The sequence below is a fragment of the Desulfomicrobium baculatum DSM 4028 genome, from assembly GCF_000023225.1.
Taxonomy (GTDB): domain Bacteria; phylum Desulfobacterota; class Desulfovibrionia; order Desulfovibrionales; family Desulfomicrobiaceae; genus Desulfomicrobium; species Desulfomicrobium baculatum.
The window spans coordinates 3,283,404-3,307,045 of sequence record NC_013173.1; the positions used below are offsets into that span (position 1 = coordinate 3,283,404).

Annotated in this window: 20 protein-coding genes; 15 read left to right on the top strand and 5 right to left on the bottom strand. The window is 60.4% G+C overall.

All coding sequences use genetic code 11. The features are described from left to right. The first annotated feature begins 2 nt into the window (after positions 1-2). The 6 genes from DBAC_RS14530 to DBAC_RS14555 all read left to right on the top strand — a co-directional run bounded on the left by DBAC_RS14530 (position 3) and on the right by DBAC_RS14555 (position 4,086). Complete coding sequence (locus DBAC_RS14530; protein ID WP_015775065.1) at positions 3-260, top strand: DUF370 domain-containing protein; 258 nt, start codon at positions 3-5, stop codon at positions 258-260. Beyond that, a complete protein-coding gene (gene gmk, locus DBAC_RS14535) occupies positions 253-900 on the top strand; it encodes a guanylate kinase (protein ID WP_015775066.1) in 648 nt (215 codons plus the stop codon). The genes DBAC_RS14530 and gmk overlap by 8 nt, the downstream gene beginning before the upstream one ends. Next, on the top strand, positions 897-1,610 hold the full coding sequence (gene pyrF / locus DBAC_RS14540) for an orotidine-5'-phosphate decarboxylase (protein WP_015775067.1): 714 nt from the start codon (positions 897-899) through the stop codon (positions 1,608-1,610). The genes gmk and pyrF overlap by 4 nt, the downstream gene beginning before the upstream one ends. 18 nt (positions 1,611-1,628) lie before the next feature. Further along, positions 1,629-2,414: a tetratricopeptide repeat protein gene (locus tag DBAC_RS14545; RefSeq protein WP_015775068.1), complete on the top strand. Its 786-nt coding sequence runs from the start codon at positions 1,629-1,631 to the stop codon at positions 2,412-2,414. A 28-nt stretch (positions 2,415-2,442) separates the two neighbouring features. Continuing rightward, entirely contained in the window at positions 2,443-3,450 is a 1,008-nt protein-coding gene (locus tag DBAC_RS18100) for a LuxR C-terminal-related transcriptional regulator (protein WP_015775069.1), read from the top strand. Positions 3,451-3,540: 90 nt separating this feature from the next. Then, positions 3,541-4,086 (top strand): hypothetical protein, encoded by a 546-nt coding sequence (locus tag DBAC_RS14555; protein ID WP_015775070.1) that lies wholly within the window; start codon positions 3,541-3,543, stop codon positions 4,084-4,086. A 477-nt stretch (positions 4,087-4,563) separates the two neighbouring features. Here the strand turns inward: DBAC_RS14555 and DBAC_RS14560 are convergent, their stop codons facing one another. Beyond that, on the bottom strand, positions 4,564-5,670 hold the full coding sequence (locus tag DBAC_RS14560) for an SPL family radical SAM protein (RefSeq protein ID WP_015775071.1): 1,107 nt from the start codon (positions 5,668-5,670) through the stop codon (positions 4,564-4,566). Next, a complete protein-coding gene (locus DBAC_RS14565; protein WP_015775072.1) occupies positions 5,667-6,644 on the bottom strand; it encodes a hypothetical protein in 978 nt (325 codons plus the stop codon). The genes DBAC_RS14560 and DBAC_RS14565 overlap by 4 nt, the downstream gene beginning before the upstream one ends. 267 nt (positions 6,645-6,911) lie before the next feature. Here DBAC_RS14565 and fusA point away from each other — a divergent pair, with 267 nt between their 5' ends. The 5 genes from fusA to DBAC_RS14590 all read left to right on the top strand — a co-directional run bounded on the left by fusA (position 6,912) and on the right by DBAC_RS14590 (position 15,543). Further along, entirely contained in the window at positions 6,912-8,972 is a 2,061-nt protein-coding gene (gene fusA, locus DBAC_RS14570) for an elongation factor G (protein ID WP_015775073.1), read from the top strand. A gap of 663 nt (positions 8,973-9,635) precedes the next feature. Beyond that, the gene (locus DBAC_RS14575; RefSeq protein WP_015775075.1) at positions 9,636-10,598 is read left to right on the top strand and encodes a carbohydrate kinase family protein; all 963 of its coding nucleotides are present in this window, start codon (positions 9,636-9,638) and stop codon (positions 10,596-10,598) included. Further along, positions 10,595-12,751 carry an HAD family hydrolase gene (locus DBAC_RS14580; protein ID WP_015775076.1) on the top strand — a complete coding sequence of 719 codons (2,157 nt, stop codon included), beginning with the start codon at positions 10,595-10,597 and terminating at the stop codon, positions 12,749-12,751. Before DBAC_RS14575 ends, DBAC_RS14580 begins: the two co-directional genes overlap by 4 nt. Further along, positions 12,748-13,581 (top strand): HAD-IIB family hydrolase, encoded by an 834-nt coding sequence (locus tag DBAC_RS14585; RefSeq protein ID WP_015775077.1) that lies wholly within the window; start codon positions 12,748-12,750, stop codon positions 13,579-13,581. Before DBAC_RS14580 ends, DBAC_RS14585 begins: the two co-directional genes overlap by 4 nt. Positions 13,582-13,590: 9 nt before the next feature. After that, positions 13,591-15,543 (top strand): alpha-amylase family glycosyl hydrolase, encoded by a 1,953-nt coding sequence (locus DBAC_RS14590; protein ID WP_015775078.1) that lies wholly within the window; start codon positions 13,591-13,593, stop codon positions 15,541-15,543. Positions 15,544-15,556: 13 nt separating this feature from the next. Here the strand turns inward: DBAC_RS14590 and DBAC_RS14595 are convergent, their stop codons facing one another. Further along, the gene (locus DBAC_RS14595) at positions 15,557-16,123 is read right to left on the bottom strand and encodes a YqaA family protein (protein WP_015775079.1); all 567 of its coding nucleotides are present in this window, start codon (positions 16,121-16,123) and stop codon (positions 15,557-15,559) included. A gap of 315 nt (positions 16,124-16,438) precedes the next feature. On the opposite strand from DBAC_RS14595, the gene DBAC_RS14600 reads away from it, so the two are divergent. Next, the gene (locus DBAC_RS14600; RefSeq protein WP_015775080.1) at positions 16,439-17,392 is read left to right on the top strand and encodes a hypothetical protein; all 954 of its coding nucleotides are present in this window, start codon (positions 16,439-16,441) and stop codon (positions 17,390-17,392) included. Between the two features lie 6 nt (positions 17,393-17,398). Beyond that, entirely contained in the window at positions 17,399-19,477 is a 2,079-nt protein-coding gene (locus DBAC_RS14605) for a PEP/pyruvate-binding domain-containing protein (RefSeq protein WP_015775081.1), read from the top strand. Between the two features lie 4 nt (positions 19,478-19,481). Here DBAC_RS14605 and DBAC_RS14610 read toward each other — a convergent pair whose 3' ends face one another. Continuing rightward, a complete protein-coding gene (locus tag DBAC_RS14610) occupies positions 19,482-20,438 on the bottom strand; it encodes a prenyltransferase (protein ID WP_015775082.1) in 957 nt (318 codons plus the stop codon). Further along, the gene (locus tag DBAC_RS14615) at positions 20,435-20,860 is read right to left on the bottom strand and encodes an HIT family protein (RefSeq protein WP_015775083.1); all 426 of its coding nucleotides are present in this window, start codon (positions 20,858-20,860) and stop codon (positions 20,435-20,437) included. The genes DBAC_RS14610 and DBAC_RS14615 overlap by 4 nt, the downstream gene beginning before the upstream one ends. Positions 20,861-21,031: 171 nt before the next feature. Here DBAC_RS14615 and DBAC_RS14620 point away from each other — a divergent pair, with 171 nt between their 5' ends. Next, positions 21,032-22,579 carry an ABC transporter substrate-binding protein gene (locus DBAC_RS14620; RefSeq protein WP_015775084.1) on the top strand — a complete coding sequence of 516 codons (1,548 nt, stop codon included), beginning with the start codon at positions 21,032-21,034 and terminating at the stop codon, positions 22,577-22,579. Positions 22,580-22,628: 49 nt separating this feature from the next. Beyond that, entirely contained in the window at positions 22,629-23,639 is a 1,011-nt protein-coding gene (locus DBAC_RS14625; RefSeq protein WP_015775085.1) for an ABC transporter permease, read from the top strand. Positions 23,640-23,642 lie beyond the last annotated feature (3 nt).

Here is a 23,642-nt window from a genome sequence, read left to right on the forward strand (position 1 = left end):
AAGTGGAAAAGAAAAAACTCCTCAACATCGGCTTCGGCAACGCCGTGGTCATAAGCAGAGTGGTGGCCATTGTCGGCCCGACCTCCTCCCCCATGCGACGCTTGCGGGAGGAGGCCAAGCAGGCCGGACGGCTCATCGACGCGACCCAGGGCCGCAAAACCAGGTCGCTCATCATCACCGATTCAAACCACTGCATCCTGTCCGCCATCCAGCCCGAAACAATCAGCCAACGCTTCACCGCCGGAGGCAGTGATGAATAGCGCAAGCATGCATCCCTCTGACACCAACGTGGGCATGATGCTCGTCATCAGCGCCCCTTCGGGCACAGGAAAAAGCACCCTCATCCGGCGTCTGACCACGGAATTCAACGCCTTCACCTTTTCCGTGTCCTGCACCACCCGCGCCCCGCGCCCAGGCGAGGTCGACGGCCGGGAATATCATTTCCTGACCCGCGAGGAATTTCTGCGCCGCCGGGAAGAGAAGTATTTCGCCGAATGGGCCGAAGTCCACGGCAATCTCTACGGCACTCCGCGACAGACCACCATGGATCTGCTGGCCCTTGGGCGCGACGTCATCTTCGACATCGACGTGCAGGGCGCGCGCCAGATCAAAAGCAACATGGGTCAGGGCTGTTACGTGTTCGTCTTTCCTCCCTCGCGCGATGCCCTGGAAAAGCGCCTGACCGGACGGGGCACGGACAGCGAAGAAACCATCATCCGCCGTCTGGCCGCTGCCCGACACGAAATCGCGGACAGCCAGTGGTTTGACCACTGGGTCATAAATGACGAACTGGATTCGGCCTACCAAGAACTGCGCGCCATCTATCTGGCTGAAAAAACCAGGCCTGCATACAGGGCGTCATGGCAAGCCGCCCTCAGCCGCCAATGGGGGGTGTCATGAACAACGCACCAGCCCTGGTCGTGGCCCTGGATTTTCCTGAAGCGGCTCCGGCGCTGGCCTTGGCTTCCCGCCTGCAAGGCGTCGTGCCCTGGGTCAAGGTCGGCCTGGAACTGTACCTGAGCGCAGGCCAGGATCTGCTCGCCCGGCTCAAGGACATGGGATTTCTGGTTTTCCTCGACCTCAAGTTCATGGACATCCCCAACACCGTGCAGGCGGCCACGGCCCAGGCCACGCGCATGGGCGCGGACATGCTGACGATTCACGCACTCGGCGGACGCGCCATGTGCGAAGCATCGGCAGCAGGCCGGGACCAGGCCCTCGCTCCCGGACAGACACCGCCATGCATCCTCGGAGTGACACTGCTGACCAGCCTCGGACCAAAAGATCTGGCCTGGAACCCGGCCGCTACCGATGACGAACTTCGCGATCTGACCGTTCACCTGGCGAGGAGCGCCCAAAACTGGAAACTCGATGGCGTGGTCTGTTCAGGCAGGGAAGTTCGTGTTATACGTCAGGCATGTGGAGCATCTTTTCAGCTCCTCACTCCCGGCATCCGCCTGCCCGACGCCGACTCCGGAGACCAGTCCCGGGTCTGCACGCCGGCCCAGGCCGCCCGTGACGGCAGCAATTACCTTGTCGTCGGCCGACCCATCACCAAGTCGGACAACCCTGTGCAGGCAGCTCGGAACTATCTGAAGACAATCACATAATTTTCGCGGGGGACGCCCATGTCGGAAACTGAAAATCAACGAGCGCGGATCAAGGGAGTTTTTTCCTCCGAAAAAATTGCCAAGGTCGGGGCGGGCGCGACCGTACGCAAGACCACGCAAACCATGTACTGGTTTGCCGAGGAAGACGAACAGGGCGTTATCACGATTCAGCCGTTGAACCCGAACTACGTGCCCTCCGGTCCCAAACAGGAAATTCCCAAGGAAGAATTTCTGGAGCAATACGCGCCAGAACCCGAATTTTATTCGAGCAAGGTCTATCCCAGCATCCGCAAGCTGAATCAGACCATTGCCAAGGCAGAGCGGCACCGGGACAACGGCGACACCTACAGCGCGGAATACGAATTCGGCCACGCCCTGCGCGTCGATGAAGAAAACATCAGGGCCAATTTCGGTCTGGGCCTGACCTATCTTGACCGGGGAGAAACAGGCAAGGCCGACAATATCTTCCAACGTCTGATCAAGATGGAAGCGACCTTCGAGGCCGAACACAAACACCTTTTCAATGATTTTGGCATAAGTCTGCGCAAAAACGAAATGTACGACCAGGCCACGGAATACTACGCCAAGGCTCTGGAACTCTCCCCGGCCGACGAGAACCTGCATTACAACATGGCCCGGGCCTGCTTCGCCAAGGCCGACATCCAGAACACCGTCGAGCACCTGCGCACGGCCCTGCGTCTTAACAACAATCTGGACATAGCCAAAAAATTTCTAGAGTATCTCAAGAAAAACAAACTGTTGCCGCAAAACATCTCCGGCGCGGAACCAAAAGTATCGGACTGACACGTTGCGCACCCGGCACGGAGGAAACATGAACAGCAGTGCGGCGTCCAAAAAGGACAACAGGCGCAGAATTGAACGTTTTTCCATGAGCATCCCCTCGAAAGTGAGCTCGATCATGCATGACTATTCGGACCAGGAGCTGGCGACGACAAACATCTCCGCAGGAGGAGTCTTTTTCGAGACCGGGCAGACGTACCCCGCCGGCACTGAAGTGACCCTGATCATCTCCCTCGACTTTGGCGGTATAAAGGCCAGCCAACCACAATCACGGTTCCGGGTCGAAGGCACCGTGGTGCGCACGGACAGCAACGGGATGGCCATTGCCTTTGATCCGGACAAGGTCACCTCCATCCGCGTCAACACGGGCAGAAAACCTGGCCAGGCAGGGCCGGCCATGCTTGGAATCGTCGGAGACGACCCGCTCTTGAACGATCTTCTGGCCGCCAGGCTCAGTCAGGAGACAGGTGTCAGCTGCAGCCATTCTCCGTCCCTGCCCAGAATTCTTGAAACCGCCCGGCCCGACCTGACCCTCCTCGACTGTACCGGCATGTCCATGGAGGAGCTCCTGCGAGAGGCAAACGGAGAAGACTCCCCATTCATGTCCACCTCCGTGGCCCTCTTCAACGTCCCGGAAGACCGCTCGCTCGAACTTGAAGCCATCAATTCCGGCATTCGCGGCATTTTTTTTCGCAACTCTCCGTTCAAGCTCATGGTCAAAGGCGTGAGCGCCATGCTCGACAATGAGCTCTGGTTCTCGCGCGAGGCCATGTCAGCTTTTCTGCTTGGCAAGCAGAACCGTCCCGCCGAATTGAGCGCGCCGGAAAACGGACAGGCCGATCTGAGCCAGCGAGAGCAGGAGATTCTGCTCATGCTCGCCGCCGGAGCCACCAACAAGGACATTGCGCAAAAGCTTTTCTTGAGCCTCAACACCGTCAAGTCGCACATCTACAACATCTACAAGAAAATCGACGTGCCCAACCGATTGCAGGCCTCGCTGTGGGCGGCCAGACACCTTGGAAACAGAGAAAATTCTTGAGTTTCGCGCGCAAGTATATCAAGGACCAATCCACGCCAAGGCCCTCGCGTCCGGCTTCCCAGACACCCTAGACCACAGGTTTGAGCATTCATGAAGATTCTGTCCATCACGCAACTGCCGGTGCAGCCGGAGTTCGATTTCCCCACCTTTCTTTTCCTGTCCCAAATCGAAGAACTCGGCCCCCGCGACATGATCGCAGTGCTCGACGTTTGGGAAAAATGGCTTCCTCTCCTCAAGGTCTACAAACTTGGCGACCGCAAGGAACATGTGGTTGTCTTTCTTGAAAGCGAGGTCGAGGATCAGGTCGACGAGATCTGGAAGCAGTCCCCGTCCGAGGGGTTCAAGCACGAAGCCATCGCCCAGACCATGATCATGGGGACCTTGAAGGCGCTGATGCCCGAATTGGGGGAAAAACAGTGCGCGCCGGTTCCGGAGCCGACCAAGCCCCTGTGCCGGACGCTTGAGAAAATCGGCCTGAACCTGCAGGATTCCGGAGCCCTGGACCGCAAATACGCGACCATCACCCCCTATCCCCACCGCTACGGATGCGAACGCTGCCATTTGAAAGACAGCTGCATCAAGAACATGAATCTGGACCTCGGCGGCATCATGAAATCACAGCCCAAGGCGGAGTGATCCCCGTCTCACGCGAAATTTCTTAGAAGAATCCGGCAGACACCTCTCGTCCGCCTCCCTGGCGAGGCGGACGTATAGTCCAATTTCCCCCATCTTCCTTCCAGATGATACCGCACCGAAAATGCCTTCCACCAGACTCTCAAGGTCCGGTGTCGGCATGGGCTTGAGGCTCGTCGGCTGTCTGACTGAGCCAGGCATCGTTTGCTGAATCGTTGCCGCGCGTCCTGCCCGGACTTTTCGCCCGGCACGCAACGATTCAGCTCTACGAGGCCCGTGAAGGAGTTCCGGCGGGCCTCAAGCCCATGCCGACACCGGGCCGCTTGCCGCAACCAAGATTCTTCCTTCCCGATTCACGCACATGTGAACCTTTCAGCCAAGCCCTGGAGCCAGTCACATTAAACGTTTCCACCAGCGCCTCAAGGTCCGGTGTCGGCATGGGCCGCCCACCGCCAATTGAAAACATTTTCAACCTGCCCCCTACTCGTTGCCTTCGTCCCCAAAAGCCTGCGCCATGAGATGCCTGTAAAGCCCACCCAGATCTGCGGGAGTGCGCCCAAGCACGGCCTGCCAGACTTCGTCCGACTCCATGCACAGATAGAGCTGCCGATCAAGGCCGCCCCGCCGCAGGGCGTCTGCCAGAAAACGGAACTGCTCGACCCGCAGGGGACGCAGCAGACGCTGTTTGCCGTCCAACCCGGTGATGAACTCTCCGTAAATATACGTGGACTCGGGAAAATTTTCGCTGATGCAACGCTTCAAATCCGGCATGTGCCGAAATGAGCCCATGCTCACGTAGGCTATCTCTTCGGGGCGCAGATGGTCGAAGATCATCTCCACGGTGCGGGCGTAGCCTTCCTGCCAGCCGGGGAAATGAATCATGGGGTCAAAGTGCAGACAGACCCGGAAGCCCGCCCGGGCGCAGGTTCTGGCCGCGGCAAGGCGCTCTTCCAGACTCGCGCACTCCCCCTGCTCCTCGTATTCGGCAATGGCCGGCGCGTTCATGGACCAGGCCGGGAGCACCCTGGACGGATCGCGGACCACATCCATCCAGGACAGGTCCACGACCTTGGATTTGAGTTCCAGGCAGACCTGCGGATACCGCCCCAGAAACTCGATCAGATCACGGCTGTAGCCGGTCAGGGCCTCCAACACCAGGGAATCGGTGAATTCTCCGGTTCCGACCCGATAGCGCCGACCTGGATGTGCGCTGAAGGCCTGGTCCAATTCCCGCCACAGATCGTCCTGATTGGCCCAAACCTTGAGCACGCGATCCTGAAAATATGCCTGCAGGATGCAGTAGGAGCAGCGCAGCGGACAATTTTCGCCGATGTGGACGATCTGGTAACCGCAACAGCGGTAATGGCTGGTGCCGGGACAATGACGCAAAAAACGCCCCCGGTACTGTTTCAGATAAAGGATATCCTCGCGCGCAAGTCCGGAAGACAGGGTTTCCCCCTCGGGAAGAATCTCCGCCGTCAGGTGTGGCAATCTCTCACGCACCCGCAGCGCGACGGGGGACCCGGCCACGGCCGCATCGACCACCACCCGGCTGATACCCTGCAGATAGGAGGGCAAGGTATTCATTTGCGCCCCACGGGAAAAAGGCCGTCCAGATCTTCACGGGCCGCGATACGGGCAAGCTCGGCGCTGGCGGCCCGCAGCCCGTCCGGGCTGGTCAGGCGCACGCTCAGTTCCACCGCGTTGCTCTCAAACACATCCGGCTGCACCACCCGCCAGCGCGTTCCGGTCGATATCCTGCGGGCGGTCTCGGCAAAATCACGCTCCATGTCCGACAAAACCGGATAACGCCGCAGGCGAGCCTCGTGGAGAACGCGGGTCATGGCGTCCTTGGGCGAAAGACCGGCCGCCAGAATCTCCTGCAGCCCCACGCCATCCAGCACTTCCTGCACGGAAGCACCGTCACGGGCGCAGATCTCGCGAATCCAGGTCAGCACGTTGACCGCATTCCCGCGCGACCAGGAGAGCGTGACAAAGAGCGCCTCCAACGCTGCCAGATTGCCAGGGGCAAATGCCTCCAGCACGTCCGCGCAGGCCAGAGGGACGGCTCCCGTGCCCAGAAACGCGTCCCAGCGCGTGGGCAACGTCAGCCAGGAGCGAACCAGGCGTAGCCGCTTGGATCGCGCCTCAAGGTCCAGAGCCTCCAACGCCGCCGCCATGTCCACATCCGGCAGGGCGTTGAAATAGCGCATGGCCAGAACGAGCTGCCCGTCGGTCAAGTCTGCCCCGGCGTTGGAACGCACGTAGGCCAGCCCTCTGGCCTCGTCGCTCAAGGCCCCCAGGTCCAGGCACAAAATCTCACGGCCAAGCTCCGCCAGGGCCGCCACCCGTGCCGCACCCGCAACGAGCACGGGCCGAACACCGCCGGCATCAACCAGCACGGGCATGAGCTGTCCATGATTTTTCAGGCTGCGGCGCAGGGACGGGGACGGCGGAGCGGACCAGAAAAGCCAGGGCCCGCCAACCTCGATATCCGACACGGCGCAACGCAGCATCGTGGGCCGCGCAGGACTCTGCAGCTGATTATCGACCATATTCATGATTTTCTCTCAACAATTTTGAAGAATTACGCACCGCTTAAAATCCTGTTGCTCTTGACAACTTCCAAGGCCCCTCTCTATAGGGGTATTTCTTGAAAAAGTTCAGGATAGCAGGCGGTTTACAAGCGCTCGGGGACTTAGAGCGTGGGACTTTCATCCAATTTCTTCTCTTTTGCAAGCGAATTCCCGTCATTCATGATGAAAGACTGGAACGATCTTATACCCTGTAGCCATATGGTTGCGTAATACTTTGCATAAGGGGGCTGTATGCAGGATCAACTTCAAAAACAGAGGACTTTCGCCCTGATAGGGCATGGAGGAACCGGAAAGACTTCAGTGGCCGAAATGCTGCTGTTTGCCGCCGGTTCCATCACCAGGCTGGGCAAAATTGACGAGGGCTCGACGGTTCTGGACTATGAACCTGAAGAAACCAAACGCAGGGGCAGTATTCAACCCGGCTTTGCGCAGCTCCCCTGGAAGAAGAACCTGAATTTCCTTATCGACACGCCCGGCGACAACAACTTTATCGGCGACCTCCCCTACCTCCTGCAAGGCGCGGACAACGTGGTCCTGGTCATCGACGCCATCGACGGGGTCAAGCCGCTGACCAAAAAAATCTGGTCCGAGGCCGTCAAGGCCTCACTCCCGGCCATGGCCTTCATCAACAAGATGGACCGTGAGCGCGCGAATTTCCAAATGGCATACCAGGGCCTGTCCGACATGCTGGGCATCAAACCCGTCCTGCTCTTTCTGCCCATAGGCAGCGAATCCGACTTCCGCGGCCTGGTCGATATCCTGGCCGAGAAAGCCTACGCCTTCGACGAAAGCGGCGGCCTGACCCCCATCGATATGCCCGAAGATCTGGCTGACGAAGTGACCATGACGCGTGAAATCGCCATTGAAAACATCGCCGAGAGCAGCGAAGAGCTGATGGAAAAATACCTGGAAGAGGGCTCGCTGACGGACGAGGAAATGATCTCCGGTCTGCGCGCGGGCGTCGCCAGCCGCACGCTGGTCCCGGTCTGCGCGGGTTCCGCCATGCAGAACAAAGGGGCGGCCATGCTCCTTGACACCATCCAGAACATCATGACCTCGCCGCTCGAACACGAGCCCTGGCTCGACGCCGACGGGGCCGAGCGCCCGTCTAGCCCCGACGCCCCTTTTGCCGCCTTTGTCTTCAAGACCATCGCCGACCCCTTCGCCGGGCAGCTCTCCGTACTGCGCGTGCTCTCCGGCGTTTTGTCCCCTGACGCCACCGTCCTCAACGCAACCAAGGACGAAAAGGAAAAAATCGGCCAGATCCTGTTTCTGGAAGGCAAGAAGCAGACTCCCTGCAAGCAGGAAGTCGGACCCGGAGCCATCGTGGCCGTGGCCAAGCTCAAGAACACGGCCACCGGCGACACCCTGTGCGCGGAAAAAGCCCCCTTCATCCTGCCCAAGCCGGCCTTAAGCCCCTCCATCATTTCCTACGCCCTGGCCGCCGAGGAAAAGGGCGAGGAAGACAAGGTCTTCGCGGCGGTCCAAAAGCTTCTGGATGAAGACATCAACCTGCACCTGGTCCGCAACGACGAAACCGGCGACATGCTCCTCACCGGCATGGGCCAACTGCACATCGAACTGGCCGTGGAAAAGGTCAAGCGCCGCTACAAGACCAACATCGTCCTCAAAACGCCCAAGATTCCCTACCGGGAGACCATCAAGGGCAAGGCCCAGGTCCAGGGGCGGCACAAAAAGCAATCCGGCGGACGCGGACAGTTCGGCGATTGCTGGATCCGCATGGAGCCCAACACGCGCAGCGCAGGCTATGAGTTCCTGGATGAGATCGTCGGCGGCTCCATCCCGCGCAACTACATCCCGGCCGTTGACAAGGGCGTCCAGGAAGCGGCGGCGCGCGGATTTCTGGCCGGTTATCCCATGGTCGACTTCAAGGTGGCCGTTTACGATGGCTCCTACCACAACGTCGACTCCTCGGAAATGGCGTTCAAGATCGCCGGTTCACTGGCCTTCAAGAAAGCCGTCGAAATGTGCAATCCGATCCTGCTCGAACCCATCATGCTTGCGGCCGTTTTCATCCCCGACGAGTTCATGGGCGATGTCATCGGCGATCTTTCCAGTCGACGCGGCCGGGTCCTGGGCTCCGATTCCATCGGCGGCGTGACCGAGGTCAAGGCGCACGTGCCCATGGCCGAGATGATGAAATACGCCCCGGATCTGCGCTCCATGACCGGGGGCCAGGGCACTTTCACCATGGAATTCGCGCATTACGAGGAATGTCCCCCCAACGTGGCGGAGCAGGTCATTGCCGACAGCAAGAAAGAAGACGAATAATCCAGGCTTCTCCACAACCAGGGCCGCGTTTCAGCTTCCTTCAGACTGCTGGCAAAACCACCTCGAAACCCTCGTCAAATGACGGGGGTTTTTTTATTAAAACAGCTCATTGCGCACAGCAGCCCCGCAAATTCGCACTACGTGCCTGCTTCTTCAAAATGCACGACCAGCAAGACATGCAGACGGGTCGGAAAACGGCACGCCTGAGAAGACTGTCGGGAACGTTCCAACCGTCCGAGCGAACGGACCACGGCCGACGGTGTCCGGCGCTCAAGAAACCGCAAGGAGTTCCGCGCGGCATGGCCATGGCAACGGCGGGCCGCTTGCCGAGAAGGGATTCGCATCCAAAAAAATCAAGCCCATTTGTTTCTGTCCACCATCGCATCTTGTTGAGCTCAAACTGAATAGTTCCTGCTTTTGTTGACATCAATCGCATTTAAAATGTAACAAATAAATTTACATCAGTTTTTTTAATGATCAGCACGCCACACATCTCGTAAAAAAATCTCAAAATCAGCGGCATGATATAACAGAAATCAATCATCCGACCATCTCACTGAATCTGAAAATTGAATACTGAAATCTGTTTAAAATCACTCATCAATCCGACATGAAACATGCAAACATCCTTTAAATTTAAGAAAATGACGAGATACCCAGCATATGAGACACAAGACCAGCCTGGAACAACCCGTCACGCATCAAGCGCCCACGGGTGAAGGCCTGAGCCCCGCCATCCTCCTTTTTGGAGAAATTCTGGCGGACGTTTTTCCCGATCGCGCGGTTCTTGGCGGCGCCCCTTTCAACGTCGCCCGGCATCTGGCGGCCTTCGGTCAAAGACCGCTTGTGATCTCCCGCCTGGGAGACGACGCCCTTGGCATTCAGGCCCTTGACAGCATGGAAGACCAGGGCATGGATATTTCCGGAGTCCAGATCGACCCGGAGCTGCCCACGGGACGGGTAGAGGTTCATATCGAGAATGAGGGGCACCGCTTTGAAATCCTGCCGCGGCAGGCCTACGACTTCATCGACCCTGCAAGCGCGGCGGTCGCAGCCGAAGCCGCAGCTCCCGCGCTCATCTATTTCGGAACCTTGAGCCAGCGCCACCACACCTCTCGGCAGGCGCTGGCCCACGTGCTGCAAAACACCACCGCCCCACGCTTTCTGGACATCAACCTGCGCGAACCCTGGTATGACGAGGACACGGTGCGTTTGTCGCTGCAGAACGCAGACGTCGTGAAATTGAATGACGAGGAATTGCGGAACCTGGCCGAGATGTTCAAGGCCGGCGCAGGCTTGGCGCAGGCGCAGGGAGCGGAGCTGAAGCGCATGTTCGACATCAAGCGCCTGATCGTGACTTGCGGGAAAGACGGGGCCTGGCAACTGGACGGAAACGATGACCTCTTTATCGCCTCCCCCGGCAAGGAACTCTCGCGCATCGTCGACACGGTGGGCGCTGGCGACGCTTTTTCCGCCGCATGCATTCTCGGCATGCGGCTGGGCTGGCCGGAGACCACGGCCCTGATGCGAGCACGCGACTTTGCAGCCGCCATCTGCGAAATTCGGGGAGCGGTTCCTGATGACCGGAAATTCTACCAGGCATTTTTCAAGGAGTGGGAACTGTGAAAAAACGCAGAAAGCCCGTCAAGAAACCACTGTTCATAGTACTGATCAGCATTCACGGACTGGTGCGCGGACATGACATGGAATTGGGGCGTGATGCGGACACCGGCGGACAGGTCAAATACGTGGTCGAACTGACCCGCGCCCTTGGCGAACGCCCGGATGTGGAAAAGGCCATCCTGCTGACCCGCAGGGTTGTCGACGAGGCCATCAGTCCCGATTACGCGCAGGTGATGGAGCCGCTCTCCGACAAGGCCAGCATCGTGCGCATCGAATGCGGCGAGGAAAAATACCTGCGCAAGGAACTGCTGTGGGACTCGCTGGATAATTTTTCCGACAATGTGTTCACCTTCCTCAAAAGCCAGGAACGCGTCCCCGACCTCCTGCACAGCCATTACGCCGACGCGGGCTATGTCGGAGCCCGACTCTCGCATCAGCTCGGCATCCCGCTGGTTCATACCGGCCACTCCCTGGGGCGCAGCAAACGGCTGCGGCTGCTGGCCAGCGGCATTTCGCGGGGGCAGATCGAGGACACATACAAGATGTCGCGCCGCATCGAAGCGGAGGAAACCACGCTCAGCGCGGCCGAGCGCATCATCACCAGCACCGGGCAGGAGATCGAGGAGCAATACGGCCTCTACGATTTCTATCAGCCTGAACGCATGTGCGTGATCCCCCCGGGCACGGACCTGGACCACTTCTACCCGCCCCGCGAAAGTGAAAAAGGGAGCCCCATCGCCCGCGAGCTGAAGCGCTTCCTGCATCGGCCCACAAAGCCCATGGTGCTTGCGCTCTCGCGGCCGGACCCGAAAAAGAACATCGTGACCCTCATTGACGCCTACGGGGAATCCCCCCAGTTGCAGGAGGCCGCCAACCTGGTCGTCGTTGCCGGCAACCGCGACGACATCCAGGACATGGACGACGGAGCGAGGGGCGTCTTGAATGACATCCTGCTCGCCGTCGACCGCCACGACCTCTACGGCAAGGTCGCTTACCCCAAGCACCACAGGCCCGAGGAAGTGGCCACCCTTTTTCGTCTGGCCGCCGCATCACGCGGAGTTTTCGTCAATCCCGCGCTGACCGAGCCCTTCGGTCTGACCCTGCTCGAAGCCGCAGCCTGCGGGCTGCCCATCGTGGCCACTGAGGACGGCGGGCCCATCGACATCATCAGGAATTGCCGCAACGGCCACCTCGTCGATCCCCTCGACAAGGAGGCCATGGCAGAAACGATCCTGCGGACCCTGGTCGATAAAAAAGAATGGCGCAGCTTCGCCAAGAATGGGCTGTCCGGCGTGCGCCGCCATTATTCGTGGCAGGCGCACGTGGAAAAATATCTGGACGAGATCCGCCCCCTGGTGGAAAAAACCGCGCCGCTGATCCGCATGGCGCCCATCCGGCGCAGGAGCATCTCCCGCAAGCAGGCGCTCTTCGCGGAGCTGGACCTGAGCCTCATCGGCGAAAATTACTCGCTCACGGCGCTCATGCAGACCCTGCACGCCCACCGCAAGACCGTCCTCTTCGGCATTGTCACCGGGCGCCGCCTGGACAGCGCCCTGGCCACGCTGCGCAAGCACAAGATCCCGCAACCCGACGTGCTGATCTCCGGACAGGGCACGGAAATACATTATGCCCCCAGCCTCACCCAGGACACGATCTGGGAGCGCCACATCAACCACCTCTGGGATCCCCGGGCCGTGCGCGAGACCCTGCGCGAAATTCCGGGCCTGTCTCTGCAGCCCAAGAAGCACCAGAGCGCGTTTAAAATCAGCTACTACATCGATACTTCGGTGATCAGCGGACAGCAGGTCCGTCAACTGCTCCAGCACAACGAGCAGGCCGTGAACGTGCTCGTCTCCTTCGGCCAATACCTGGACGTGCTGCCGCTCAGAGCCTCCAAAGGCCTGGCGCTGCGCTGGTGTTCCGAACAGCTGGACTTTCCATTGGAGAGCACCCTGGTCGCCGGAGTCACCGGAGCCGATGCCGACATGCTGCGCGGCAACACCCTGGGCACGGTGGTGGACAACCGACACATCACGGAGCTGTCCGAGCTTGCGAACATCGAGGGGATCCACTTTTCGGAAGCATCCTTCGCGGCGGGGATTCTCGACGCCATGGCCCATTACGGATTCCCCGCCCAGGAAGAAGGCGCGTCATGAGACGATTCCTGCTCTGCACCGACCTCGACCGGACCCTGATCCCCAACGGCCCGGAGCCCCCGTGGCCGGCGGCCACGACGCTGTTTCGGAAACTGGCGGCGCGCGAGGAGATCTGCCTGGCCTACGTGACCGGCCGCCATCGCGCCCTGATCGAAGACGCCATCGCGGAGTTCGACCTGCCGAGCCCCGACTTTGCCATTGCCGACGTCGGCGCGAGCATCTACCAGGTCGGCGCGGACGACTGGCAGCCCTGGGATCAGTGGGAGGAACATATCGCGCCGGACTGGCAAGGCATGCGCTGCGCCGATCTCAAGAACCTGCTGCGCGGAATCGCGGAATTGCAACCGCAGGAGGGGGAAAAGCAGGCCGCCTTCAAGCTGAGCTATTATGTCGCCCTGGACGCGGACTCGCGCACGCTCATCGCCCGGATGCACGAGCGCCTGCAGCACGAAGGCATCCGCGCCAACCTGATCTGGAGCATCGATGAACTGGCACATATCGGTCTGCTCGATGTTCTGCCTCAAAGCGCCGGGAAACTGCATGCCATCCGCTTCATGATGGCAAGGCAAAACTTTTCCCTGCAGAACACGCTCTTCGCGGGGGACAGCGGCAACGACCTGGACGTGCTCCTCAGCGACATTCCGGCGGTGCTGGTGGCCAATGCCGACGGTGCCATAAAGAAACAGGTGGCAAGAACCAAACCCGAGGCGCTGTATGTCGCCGCAGGAGGATATCTCGGCATGAACGGAAACTACAGCGCCGGCATTTTGGAAGGAGTGGCGCATTTCTGGCCCGAGGCCGATGCGTGGCTGCGAGAATTTGAGCAATAAGGATCATCCATGTACGAACAAGCTTCCCATGCCCTGTTGAACGAAATCCTGGCGGGCCTCAGACCCGAAATCGGCAAGTTCCGGCTGCGCCATTTCTATACGCGTCTGGGCGCCAACTTTTACGCCATCTATTCCCTTTTCAAACTGCTCTATGGAGACCGGCCCGACTTCAAGCAGCAGATGGTGCGACTGGTCGAAACCCTCGCCCTGCGCTATATGGAGCGTACTCCCACCTTGCGGAAATCGGACTTGGCGCGTGAAGTAAACTACAACTGGTTTTTAAGCCAGAAATGGGTGGCCATGGCGCTGTACTGCGATCGCTTCGCGGACAACCTGCAGGGCCTGCGCGAAAAACTCCCCTACTTCCAGGAACTGGGCGTCAACATGCTGCACGTCATGCCCATCCTCGACTGCCCGCCGGAAAACAACGACGGCGGCTACGCGGTACGGGACTTCCGCAAGATCGACACCAGATACGGCACCCTCAAGGACGTCGAAGAGCTGGCGGCCACGCTCAAGAGCCGCGAAACCCTCCTCGTCCTCGACGTCGTGGTCAACCACACCTCTGACGAACACGAATGGGCAATGCGGGCGCGGCAGGGCGAAAAGAAATACCAAGACTACTACTACGTCTTCGACGACCGCAAAACACCCGATGCCTACGAAGAGGGCATGCCCGAAATCTTCCCGGTCACCGCGCCCGGCAACTTCACCTGGGACGAGACCATGGGCAAGTGGGTCATGACGGTTTTCAACACGTATCAATGGGATTTGAACTATCGCAACCCGGCAGTGCTGATTGAGATGCTCGACATCATCCTCTTCTGGGCCAACAAAGGCGCGGACATCCTGCGCCTCGACGCCGTGGCCTTCCTGTGGAAGAAGATCGGCAGCACCTGCCAGAACGAGCGCGAGGCCCACCTGCTGCTGCGCCTCATGAAGGACTGCTGCCAGGTGACGGCGCCAGGCGTGCTGTTCATCGCCGAGGCCATTGTCGCGCCGGGCGAGATCGCCAAATATTTCGGGGAAGACGCGATCTACTCCAAGGAATGCGAGATCGCCTATAACGCCTCGCTCATGGCCCTGCTCTGGGACGCCGTGGCCACCAAGAACGCAAACCTACTCAACCTGGGCGTGAAGAACCTGCCGAACAAACTGGATCGGGCGACCTGGCTCAACTACGTGCGCTGCCATGACGACATAGGGCTTGGCTTCGACGACAGCGACGTGGAACTGGCGGGATACGACCCGACCCTGCACCGAGCCTTTCTGGTCGATTATTTCACGGGCAAATTCCCTTCGTCGCCGGCCCGGGGCATGCCGTTCGGGACGAACCTGAAAACCGGCGACGCGCGCATCTCCGGCTCCCTGGCTTCCCTGGTCGGCCTGGAGTCGGCGCTGGACTCCGAGGACGAGGAGGCCATAAACGCCGCCATCAAGACCATCACGCTGCTGCACAGCATCATCCTCTCCTTCGGCGGCCTGCCGCTCATGTACTACGGAGACGCCATAGGTACGCTGAACAATCTGGAATTTCTCTCCGATCCGGCAACGCAGAATGACTCACGCTGGGTGCACAGGTCTCGTTTCGACTGGGAAAAAGCCGAAAAGCGCCATCAAAGCGGCACCGTCGAACAGCGTATTTTCTCCGCGCTTAAAAAATTGATCGCCCTGCGCAAGGAGCTTCCGGCCTTCGTGGATTTCGACAATCGTCATCTGCTGCTCGTCGAAAACCCGAACCTGCTGGTCTTTTACCGCACGGACCCGGAAAACAGCCGCAGCCGGGTGCTCGTCATCTGCAACTTCAACGTCGAACCGCAAGCGCTTCCCATCGATACGCTCACGCCGCACGGATTCTTCAACCACGACGGCATGAAGGATCTCTGTACAGGTGAAAACGTGCCGGTGGAAGACGGACAGATCTTTATACCGGCTCTGTCCTTCTACTGGCTCAGGGATTGATTGGGAACGGAACTCAAACCTTTCCGTTGAAGAGTGATACGCCGGTCACGATGATGCCGTAATTGAGGTAGAAGCGTGGAATACGAAAAAGACAGCCTGCAAGCACCGGCCAAAACCCAAGGCCCAAGACGCCCGCGCTCCAGCATGTCACGGAGAAGGGCATGGGAGTGACCGCCCCGGCCAACACGGCCCACAGACCGTATTTTTTGACTATATCGGCGTTTTCACACTTGAACTCGCCGAACAGTCGGCGGAAGAGGGGCCGGTAACCAAGCCAGCGACCGACGGCCCAGCCCTGCATCCCCGCCCAAGCGGAAACCAGCCCAAGAAAGCCTACATAGAAAGGCCAGCCCTGCGCAAAGGCGCTCTTGGCGATGACAATAAGCAGCACGTCGGGCGGAAACGGGGTGACCACGGTGTCCGTGACGAGCAAAATGGCGCACAGCCCGGCAAAACCAAGCCTATCGGCGATCCACTGGGCGAAAAGCTCCAGCTCCTGCTCAAACGCGAATCCAAGAACGGAGAGCAGCACCAGGATTAATGCGATGGCGAAAAAGGTCTTTACAAGAACGGCACGCATGTCGTCGACTCTTCGGTGTTGCAGCATTTACGGGCGATGGTTCACGTGACCATAAATCCGCTTTCGGCCAAAGACGAACCATTTATTCGTTTGGGCGTCCAAGCCGATCAGACGCCACTTGCATCCCTGAAGGACATGGCCCGGAGAAAGGATTTCAAGGCGAAATAGTCGAGGTTTTTCGGTCTTGCAACAACATTCGGTGGAGCGAAACCACGTTGTGCCATCCGTTTCGATGTACGCCAAATACGCTCCGCTCCGGCAAAGCCAAAACGTTTTGGACTCGCGCTCCATGGCTGGAGCGTGTAGTGTCGATCCATGAACACCGGCCCCCCTCTCACCCTCGCTTTCACCGTATTCAGGCCTGAAACCGCGCCCTTCGCCGCCCGGTCCATGGCCGGCCACGATCTTATCGCATTGGAGGAGCCCCGGACCCCGGGATTCGAAGAGATGCTCGCCGACGAGCTTCCCATCGACGAATACCTGATGCTCACGGACTTCGAGTTCCCGGAATACGCCAGCACGCAGTGCCGCACCCTGCAGTCCCTCCACTCCGCCGGGGCGACCATCCTGCAGATCCACCCCTGGATGGACGAACTGGTGGGCATCCACGAATTCTTTGCCGCCGGAAACGGACCCGCCGATATCCCCAAAAACGGACAACCGTGGCTCGTGTACGAAAGGGAGCGGGAATGGAGCGCGAAGCTTCTGGCCTTCTACACCGCCGCCGGGAAAAAAGATTTCGACGGCATCCTCAGCGCCGTGAACGACTTCGCCATGGCCGACGCGGCCAAGATCGGGGACATGGACCGGCACCGCGCCGCAGCCCTGAAAGACATCCTGCCCGCCCACGGCACGGCCTATGTCGAGTGCGGAGCCATCCACCACGACATGGTCGGGTTGATGCTCAAAGCCCTGGGTCACGGTCAGGTCCGGGTGGTTCACCTCATGGAGGAAGTCTGCCTGGCCCGGTACGGCAGACGCAGGCTCATTCCGCCCGGAGATCTGCTGACCTTTCGGCATCTCCTCGGCGCACGACGCGACCACGACCACGAAGCACTCCTGGCCGCAAGGGCAGTGGTCTACAACCGGCTCATGGAAAAAGAGGAAACCTTCGACTCGGCCTCCCCTTACCCGCACATGGACGCCGAAGCCCTGGTCCTGCAGATCGTCGACAGCCTGGACATCGAGCAGTGCCGGACCCTCTTCGGTCGCATCCGGCACATGGGCGTACATGAGAGCCTTGCCCTCGCCCTGCAAAACAGCCATTAGCTGGGTATGAATATCCTGCCCATTCCTGTCACCGGCCGAGACTCCCGAAACCTGATGCCCTTGAGCGGAGCCAAGGCCGTCAACCTCCGGCATCTCTCCCTGCATGGTTTCGCTGTACCGACTACCCTCTTTGTGCCCCCAGCAGCTTACGCCGAATTCGTGCGGCACACGGGCCTCTCGCAACACATCGAAGCGGTTACCGCAAGCCTGCGCGAAGCCATGCGCTGGGAGGAAATCTGGGATGTCTCCCTGAAGCTGCGCAACGCCTTTCTCCGTCAGCCCCTGCCCGAACCCATGGCCAAAGCCATCCTCGCCACCGTCGAAAACGCCTTGCCCGGAGCCTCCCTGGCCGTTCGCTCCTGTTCTCCGGACGAGGATTCGGGCTTTTCCCATGCAGGGATGCATGACTCGGTCCTGGAAGTGCGAGGCCCTGAAGAGCTGTCGTGCGCCATCCGTACCGTCTGGGCCTCCCTGTGGACGGACAGGGCCATCCTGTATCGTCGCGAAATGGGCTTGAAGGCAGGCACGTCCGACATGGCCGTCCTCATCCAGCCCATGATCTACGGACGGGTCTCGGGCGTGCTCTTCACGGCCAGCCCTGTCGACGAGTTCACGTCCATCATCGAGTCTGCGCCGGGCCTGGCCAGAGAGGTGGTCGAAGACCGGGTCGGGACAGAACGCATCGTCATGTCCCGGTCGTCAGGGGCAGAGCTATCGCGCACACCTTTCCTGGAGCCGGTTCTTGGAGGAGAGGAAGCCAGGAAACTGCTGGAACTGGGCCTGCAGATCGAACGGCTGTTCGGCGCCCCCCAGGACATCGAGTGGACCCTCGCCGACACGGGCCCCGTCATCCTGCAGGCACGCCCCGTGACCACCCTGGCGCGGTCCTCGAACGCTGCCGGATGGTCCGACAGGGACAAGCGGCCTTGGTACCTGAGCCTGACGCGCAGCCACGGCAACCTGCTGGAACTTCGCAACAGAATCGAAGGACAGATCCTGCCCGGCATGCTTGAGGAAAGCGAACGCATGAAAGACGTGAACCTTTCGGCCATGAGTCCGGCGGAGCTTGAGGCCGAGGTCCTTCGCCGCCGGGAGGTTCTGGAGCGTTGGCGCGACATCTACTGGCGGGAGCTCATCCCCTTCGCCCATGCCGTGCGGCAGTTCGGCATGCTCTACAACGATGCCGTAGCTCCCGAAGACCCCTTCGAGTTCACGGCCCTGCTGACCGGACAGCAACTCCTTGCGGTCAGGCGCAACGACCTGTTGACGGAACTGGCGGCCATGGTCCGCGCCGATGCGGCCCTGGCCGCCAGGCTCGGGGACGCAGACATCCCAGCAGATGGAAAATTCGCCGAGAAACTCGAGGAATTCAAACAAGATTTCGGAGACCTGTCCTGCGGTACGTCCTGGTGCGAGGAAGGTCCCCAAGGCATCGTACGCCTGACTCTGGAACTGGCCCGGCACGAACCCAGACGGCGCTCGGCGAGGGGGGCCGCCGATCTCGAAGAGCGCTTCCTGGCCGCCCTGTCGCGGGAAAAGCGCGACTTCGGCGCGGCGGTCCTCGACCTGGCCCGAACCAGCTACCGGCTACGCGACGACGACAACCTCTATCTCGGAAAAATCCAGGCCCGCCACGACGAGGCCCTGGCCCATGCCCTGGATATGGGACTGACGATGGACCATGCCGTTCGGGAAGGCCGGAGCAGCCTGCCCAAAGGCAACGCCTGGACCGAAAACGTCGGATCATCGGCGCCGGGAACCCTATTCAAAGGCTGGGCCGCCTCCGCTGGGGTGGCCAGAGGAAAAGCCCGGGTCGTGACCGAGCCGGAAGACCTCTTCTCGTTCAGGGCCGGAGAAATTCTCGTCTGCGACGCTCTGGACCCGAACATGACCTTCGTGGCGCCCCTGGCCGCCGGTATCGTCGAACGCCGCGGAGGCATGCTCGTACACGGTGCCATCATCGCCCGGGAATACGGTATCCCCTGCGTCACCGGGGTGGATGAAGCTACGGTGCGCATCAAGAATGGCCAGACGTTGCTGGTGGACGGATTCCGGGGCGAGATCACGCTGGAACAACAGGACTGAACGGTCAGGAAACGAGCAAGAGGACGGTCAGACCGACCATGGGCGCAAGGCAAAAAGCCACCTGGGCCGTCACGAAATGGAGCATGCCGCGCTCTCCCGGCTGCGCCCCGGACAGGCGCAGGCAGACCAGCCAAAGCCCGGTGCACGCCAGAGCCAACATGAACCGCAAAAAGAGGGCCGTGCCTGGAAGCGGCGCGAGCACGAGCCAGACCAGGGTCAGGGCGTTCAGCCGCAGAATGGCTCGCTGACTGGCGGCAACGCCGAAGCGTACGGCATGGGTGCGTTTGCCATCGGCCCGGTCGGACGGTTCATCGGGCAGGGCCGTGGCCATGGCGCAGGACAGGGACAGGCCGAGCATGAGCGGCATGAGCGTCCAGGGCAACCCGGCGAGGGTCCCGGCGTGTGCGCTGAAGCCGATCATGGGCAGCACGAGCCCCACCCCGACCATCTGCAAGTACTCGCCGCCGCCTCGGTAGGACAAGCGCAGAGGCGGATAGCTGTAAGCCCACAAAAGCCCGAGCCCGATAAGAATAAGCGGCAGTGGCAGCCAATTGTGATGGCGAATCCCCAGGAAAACTCCGGCCAGAGCCGAGAGCGCCCCGCACAGAATAGCCGCCCGGCCCAGCTGGCCCCGTGTCAGAATGCCATCCACGAGAACCCTGGAGCCTCCCGAAAACAGGGTAAAGGTGACATTTCTGCGATCCGTGGCAATGTCCGCCACGTCATTGGCAAAGACGATATAAAGTTGGCTGGCCAGACCATAGAGATGGCAGAGAAGGACGATCTCCCAGGAAAAATCGTCTCCCATGGCCAATGCCTGCCCCAGGAGCAGGGGCCAGAAAATGTACATCTGCGACGGCAGGCGGGCCGCCTGCACCCACGCCCGCCAAGGCATCCCGCAGCGGCCGGGGGGCTCGCGCTTCGCATTGGGCGAAGGCCCAGAGTTGCCGGACGCGATCACTCGCTTCCCGCCATGCCCAACAGGCTCGCCAGAACCTTTGCCTTCAGTTCCAGCACCTCGCCGTCCCCGTACACGCATCCCGGCTCGACTCGCCCCCAGACCACTCCCGGCCAATAAGGGTCCGTCTTCCAGCGGCCGATGACGTGAAAATGAAACTGCGGCACCATGTTGCCGATGGCGGCGATGTTGACCTTGTCGCAGCCGTCGTCGTGCTTGAGCATGGCACCCAGCATCGACGATGCGGTCAGAAGCTGGTCGCGCAGAGGTGCGGGCAATTCATGCCATTCGGTAGCGTCAGTTTCAGGGACGAGAATGAACCAGCGTACATGGGCGTCCCTGTGCAGCAGGAGCCGAAGCTCCCGCCATGTTCCGAGTACGTGGCAGTCCGCAGCAAGAGTGGGGTGCACTATGAATGATTCCATACCCGACGCTACGGCAGCGATGCCCCCTCCCGCAAGCACGGACTTTCCCGGCCAGCCAGCTTGTCCGACAAGAAGCCCAAAAAGAAGAACGCTTTACAGTTCTCCGCAACAGGTGATAATCGCACTCCGTGGCATACAAGTCCCTACATACACTCCTGGAGGTATCGAAGCATGCGTTCCCTGACACTACTCAGCTGTCTTCTCCTGTTTCTCGGATCAATGGCCCCTGCGGCCTTTGCTGCAGACAAAGACACCCTTGTCGTTGCCGTGTCTTCGGACATCCACACCATGGACCCCGGAGTCTCCAGCGACAACTACGACTGGCGCCAGATCTACCCCTGCTATGACCGGCTGGTGAAGTACAAGGTAGAAAACGGCGTCGGCCTGACCGAAGTGGAGCCCATGGCCGCCGAGTCCTGGACCGTGTCCGAGGACGGTCTGAAATGGATTTTCAAGATCAGGAAAGGCATCACCTTTGATGACGGCTCCCCCCTCAACGCCGAAGCCGTGCGCTATTCCTTCGATCGCACCCTGGCCATCGGCAAGGGCCCGGCGGACAACATTGGTGCCATCGCCACCATGGTCGTAGTCGACGACTACACCCTCGAAATCACGCTCAAGAACCCCTACGGCCCCTTCCTGCAAACCCTGGCCACCAACGGCGCGTCCATCGTCAACCCCAAGACCGCGGAAAAGGCCGTGGGTGACGACAAGGCCCAGGCTTTCCTAGCCGAAAACGTGGACGGCAGCGGCCCCTTCAAGGTAGTCGAATGGTCGCGCGGACAGCGTTGCGTCCTGGAAGCCAAGCCGAACTATTGGGGCGACCAGCCGAAGCTCAAAAAAGTCATCATCCGCTTCATGTCCGAATCCGCCGACCGGCGCATGGCCCTGGAACAGGGCGACGTGGACATCGCCGAGAACATCCTCATCGACCAGATCCCGGCCCTGGAGAAGAACAAGGACATCGTCGTCAACCGCTTCCCCTCGCAGATGGTCGAGTACGTGTACGTCAACTGCCAGAACGAGAAACTGAAAGACCCGGCCGTGCGCCAGGCTCTGTCCTACGCCGTAGACTACCAGGGCATCATCGACCATGTGCTGCAGGGCAACGGCGTGCAGATGCGCGGACCCATCCCCGACGGCATGTGGGGTCATCGCAAGGATGTCTTCCAGTACAAGCTCGATGTCGCCAAGGCCAAGGAGTTGCTCAAGGCCGCCGGCGCCGAGAATCTGGAATTGACCCTCATCTATTCCGAACGCCGCGCCACCTGGGAACAGATCGCCCTGGTCATGCAGGCCAATCTGGCCGACATCGGCGTGAAGCTCAATCTTGAACTCATGGCAAACCCGACCCTGCGCGACAAGATCGACAAGGGCGACTTCGACCTGTGCCTCGGCGCCTGGAGCCCGGACTTCGCCGACCCCTACATGTTCATGAACTTCTGGTTCGACTCGGCCAAGGCTGGCCTGCCGGGCAACCGCAGCTTCTACAAAAGCGACAAGGTTGACGAACTGGTCCGCAAGGCCGAAGTGTCCTCCGACGTGGAAGAACGCAAGAAGCTCTACAGCGAAGCGCAGGACATCATCATGCAGGACGCCCCGTACATCTTCCTGTACCAGATCCAGACCATCGTGCCCCTGCGGGCAAACGTGCAGGGCTACGTCTTCAACCCCATGCTCGAATCCATGTACAACTTCGAATCCATCTCGAAAAAATAGTCCGCAGCCGTGGCCAGGCAAGTCTGTCTGGCCACGGCGCATTCCACGCATGCGAATCCTCACCTACATCTTCAAGCGCATCCTGGCCGCGATTCCGGTGCTCATCGGCGTGAGCATTCTCACGTTCATCATTTCGCACGCCATCCCCGGTGATCCGGCCCTGCTCATTGTCGGCCCCAAGGCCAGCAAGGCGGCGGTGGAATCCATCCGCAAGGAGCACGGCCTGGACCGGCCCATGCCCGTGCAGTACCTGCGCTACATGCGCGGTCTGGCGCAGGGCGACCTGGGGCAGTCGATCCGCAACCATCGCCCCGTGACAAGCGATCTGGCCGACTTCTTTCCGGCGACCTTGGAGCTGACCATGGCGAGCCTTTTTCTGTGCCTCTTCATCGGCATCCCCCTGGGCATCCTGGCCGCCGTGCGCCGCAATCGGCTCGCCGATCATGTGGCCCGGGTCATTTCGGTCATCGGCGTGTCCACCCCGGTCTTTTGGCTTGGGCTGATGCTGCTTCTGCTCTTCTACCGCCACTTGGGCTGGCTGCCCGGCTCCGGGCGGCTGGACGTAACCAGCTCGCCGCCCATAGGCGTGACCGGCCTGTACGTGATCGACGCCGCCCTGGCCGGGGACTGGGCGCTGCTGCGCGAAGTGCTGAGTCACCTCATCCTGCCCGCGTTCTGCCTGTCCTACGTGTATCTGGCGGTCATCACGCGCATCGTGCGCTCTTCGATGATCGCGGTGCTGGGCCAGGATTACATCACCACCGCCAAGGCCAACGGGCTGTCCACGTTCCGGGTCATCTTCAAGCACGCGTTCAAGAACTCGCTCATCCCCACCGTGACCATCGCGGGCCTGTCCCTCGGGGAACTCCTCGGCGGGGCCATCCTGACCGAGACGATCTTCGCCTGGCCGGGCATGGGCAAATACGTGGTCGATTCCATCAATTCCCTCGATTTTCCGGCCATCATGGGCTTTACCCTGGTGGCCAGCACGGCGTACGTCGCCATCAATCTCTGCGTGGACGTGCTCTACGCTTTCCTGAACCCACGCATACGCTACTAGAGG

Bases quoted from the DNA above. Each gene is read 5' to 3' on its own strand.
- gmk (WP_015775066.1), top strand. From the start codon at position 253: ATGAATAGCGCAAGCATGCATCCCTCTGACACCAACGTGGGCATGATG.
- pyrF (WP_015775067.1), top strand. From the start codon at position 897: ATGAACAACGCACCAGCCCTGGTCGTGGCCCTGGATTTTCCTGAAGCG.
- DBAC_RS14545 (WP_015775068.1), top strand. From the start codon at position 1,629: ATGTCGGAAACTGAAAATCAACGAGCGCGGATCAAGGGAGTTTTTTCC.
- DBAC_RS18100 (WP_015775069.1), top strand. From the start codon at position 2,443: ATGAACAGCAGTGCGGCGTCCAAAAAGGACAACAGGCGCAGAATTGAA.
- DBAC_RS14555 (WP_015775070.1), top strand. From the start codon at position 3,541: ATGAAGATTCTGTCCATCACGCAACTGCCGGTGCAGCCGGAGTTCGAT.
- DBAC_RS14560 (WP_015775071.1), bottom strand. From the start codon at position 5,670: ATGAATACCTTGCCCTCCTATCTGCAGGGTATCAGCCGGGTGGTGGTC.
- DBAC_RS14565 (WP_015775072.1), bottom strand. From the start codon at position 6,644: ATGAATATGGTCGATAATCAGCTGCAGAGTCCTGCGCGGCCCACGATG.
- fusA (WP_015775073.1), top strand. From the start codon at position 6,912: ATGCAGGATCAACTTCAAAAACAGAGGACTTTCGCCCTGATAGGGCAT.
- DBAC_RS14575 (WP_015775075.1), top strand. From the start codon at position 9,636: ATGAGACACAAGACCAGCCTGGAACAACCCGTCACGCATCAAGCGCCC.
- DBAC_RS14585 (WP_015775077.1), top strand. From the start codon at position 12,748: ATGAGACGATTCCTGCTCTGCACCGACCTCGACCGGACCCTGATCCCC.
- DBAC_RS14590 (WP_015775078.1), top strand. From the start codon at position 13,591: ATGTACGAACAAGCTTCCCATGCCCTGTTGAACGAAATCCTGGCGGGC.
- DBAC_RS14595 (WP_015775079.1), bottom strand. From the start codon at position 16,123: ATGCGTGCCGTTCTTGTAAAGACCTTTTTCGCCATCGCATTAATCCTG.
- DBAC_RS14600 (WP_015775080.1), top strand. From the start codon at position 16,439: ATGAACACCGGCCCCCCTCTCACCCTCGCTTTCACCGTATTCAGGCCT.
- DBAC_RS14605 (WP_015775081.1), top strand. From the start codon at position 17,399: ATGAATATCCTGCCCATTCCTGTCACCGGCCGAGACTCCCGAAACCTG.
- DBAC_RS14615 (WP_015775083.1), bottom strand. From the start codon at position 20,860: ATGGAATCATTCATAGTGCACCCCACTCTTGCTGCGGACTGCCACGTA.
- DBAC_RS14620 (WP_015775084.1), top strand. From the start codon at position 21,032: ATGCGTTCCCTGACACTACTCAGCTGTCTTCTCCTGTTTCTCGGATCA.
- DBAC_RS14625 (WP_015775085.1), top strand. From the start codon at position 22,629: ATGCGAATCCTCACCTACATCTTCAAGCGCATCCTGGCCGCGATTCCG.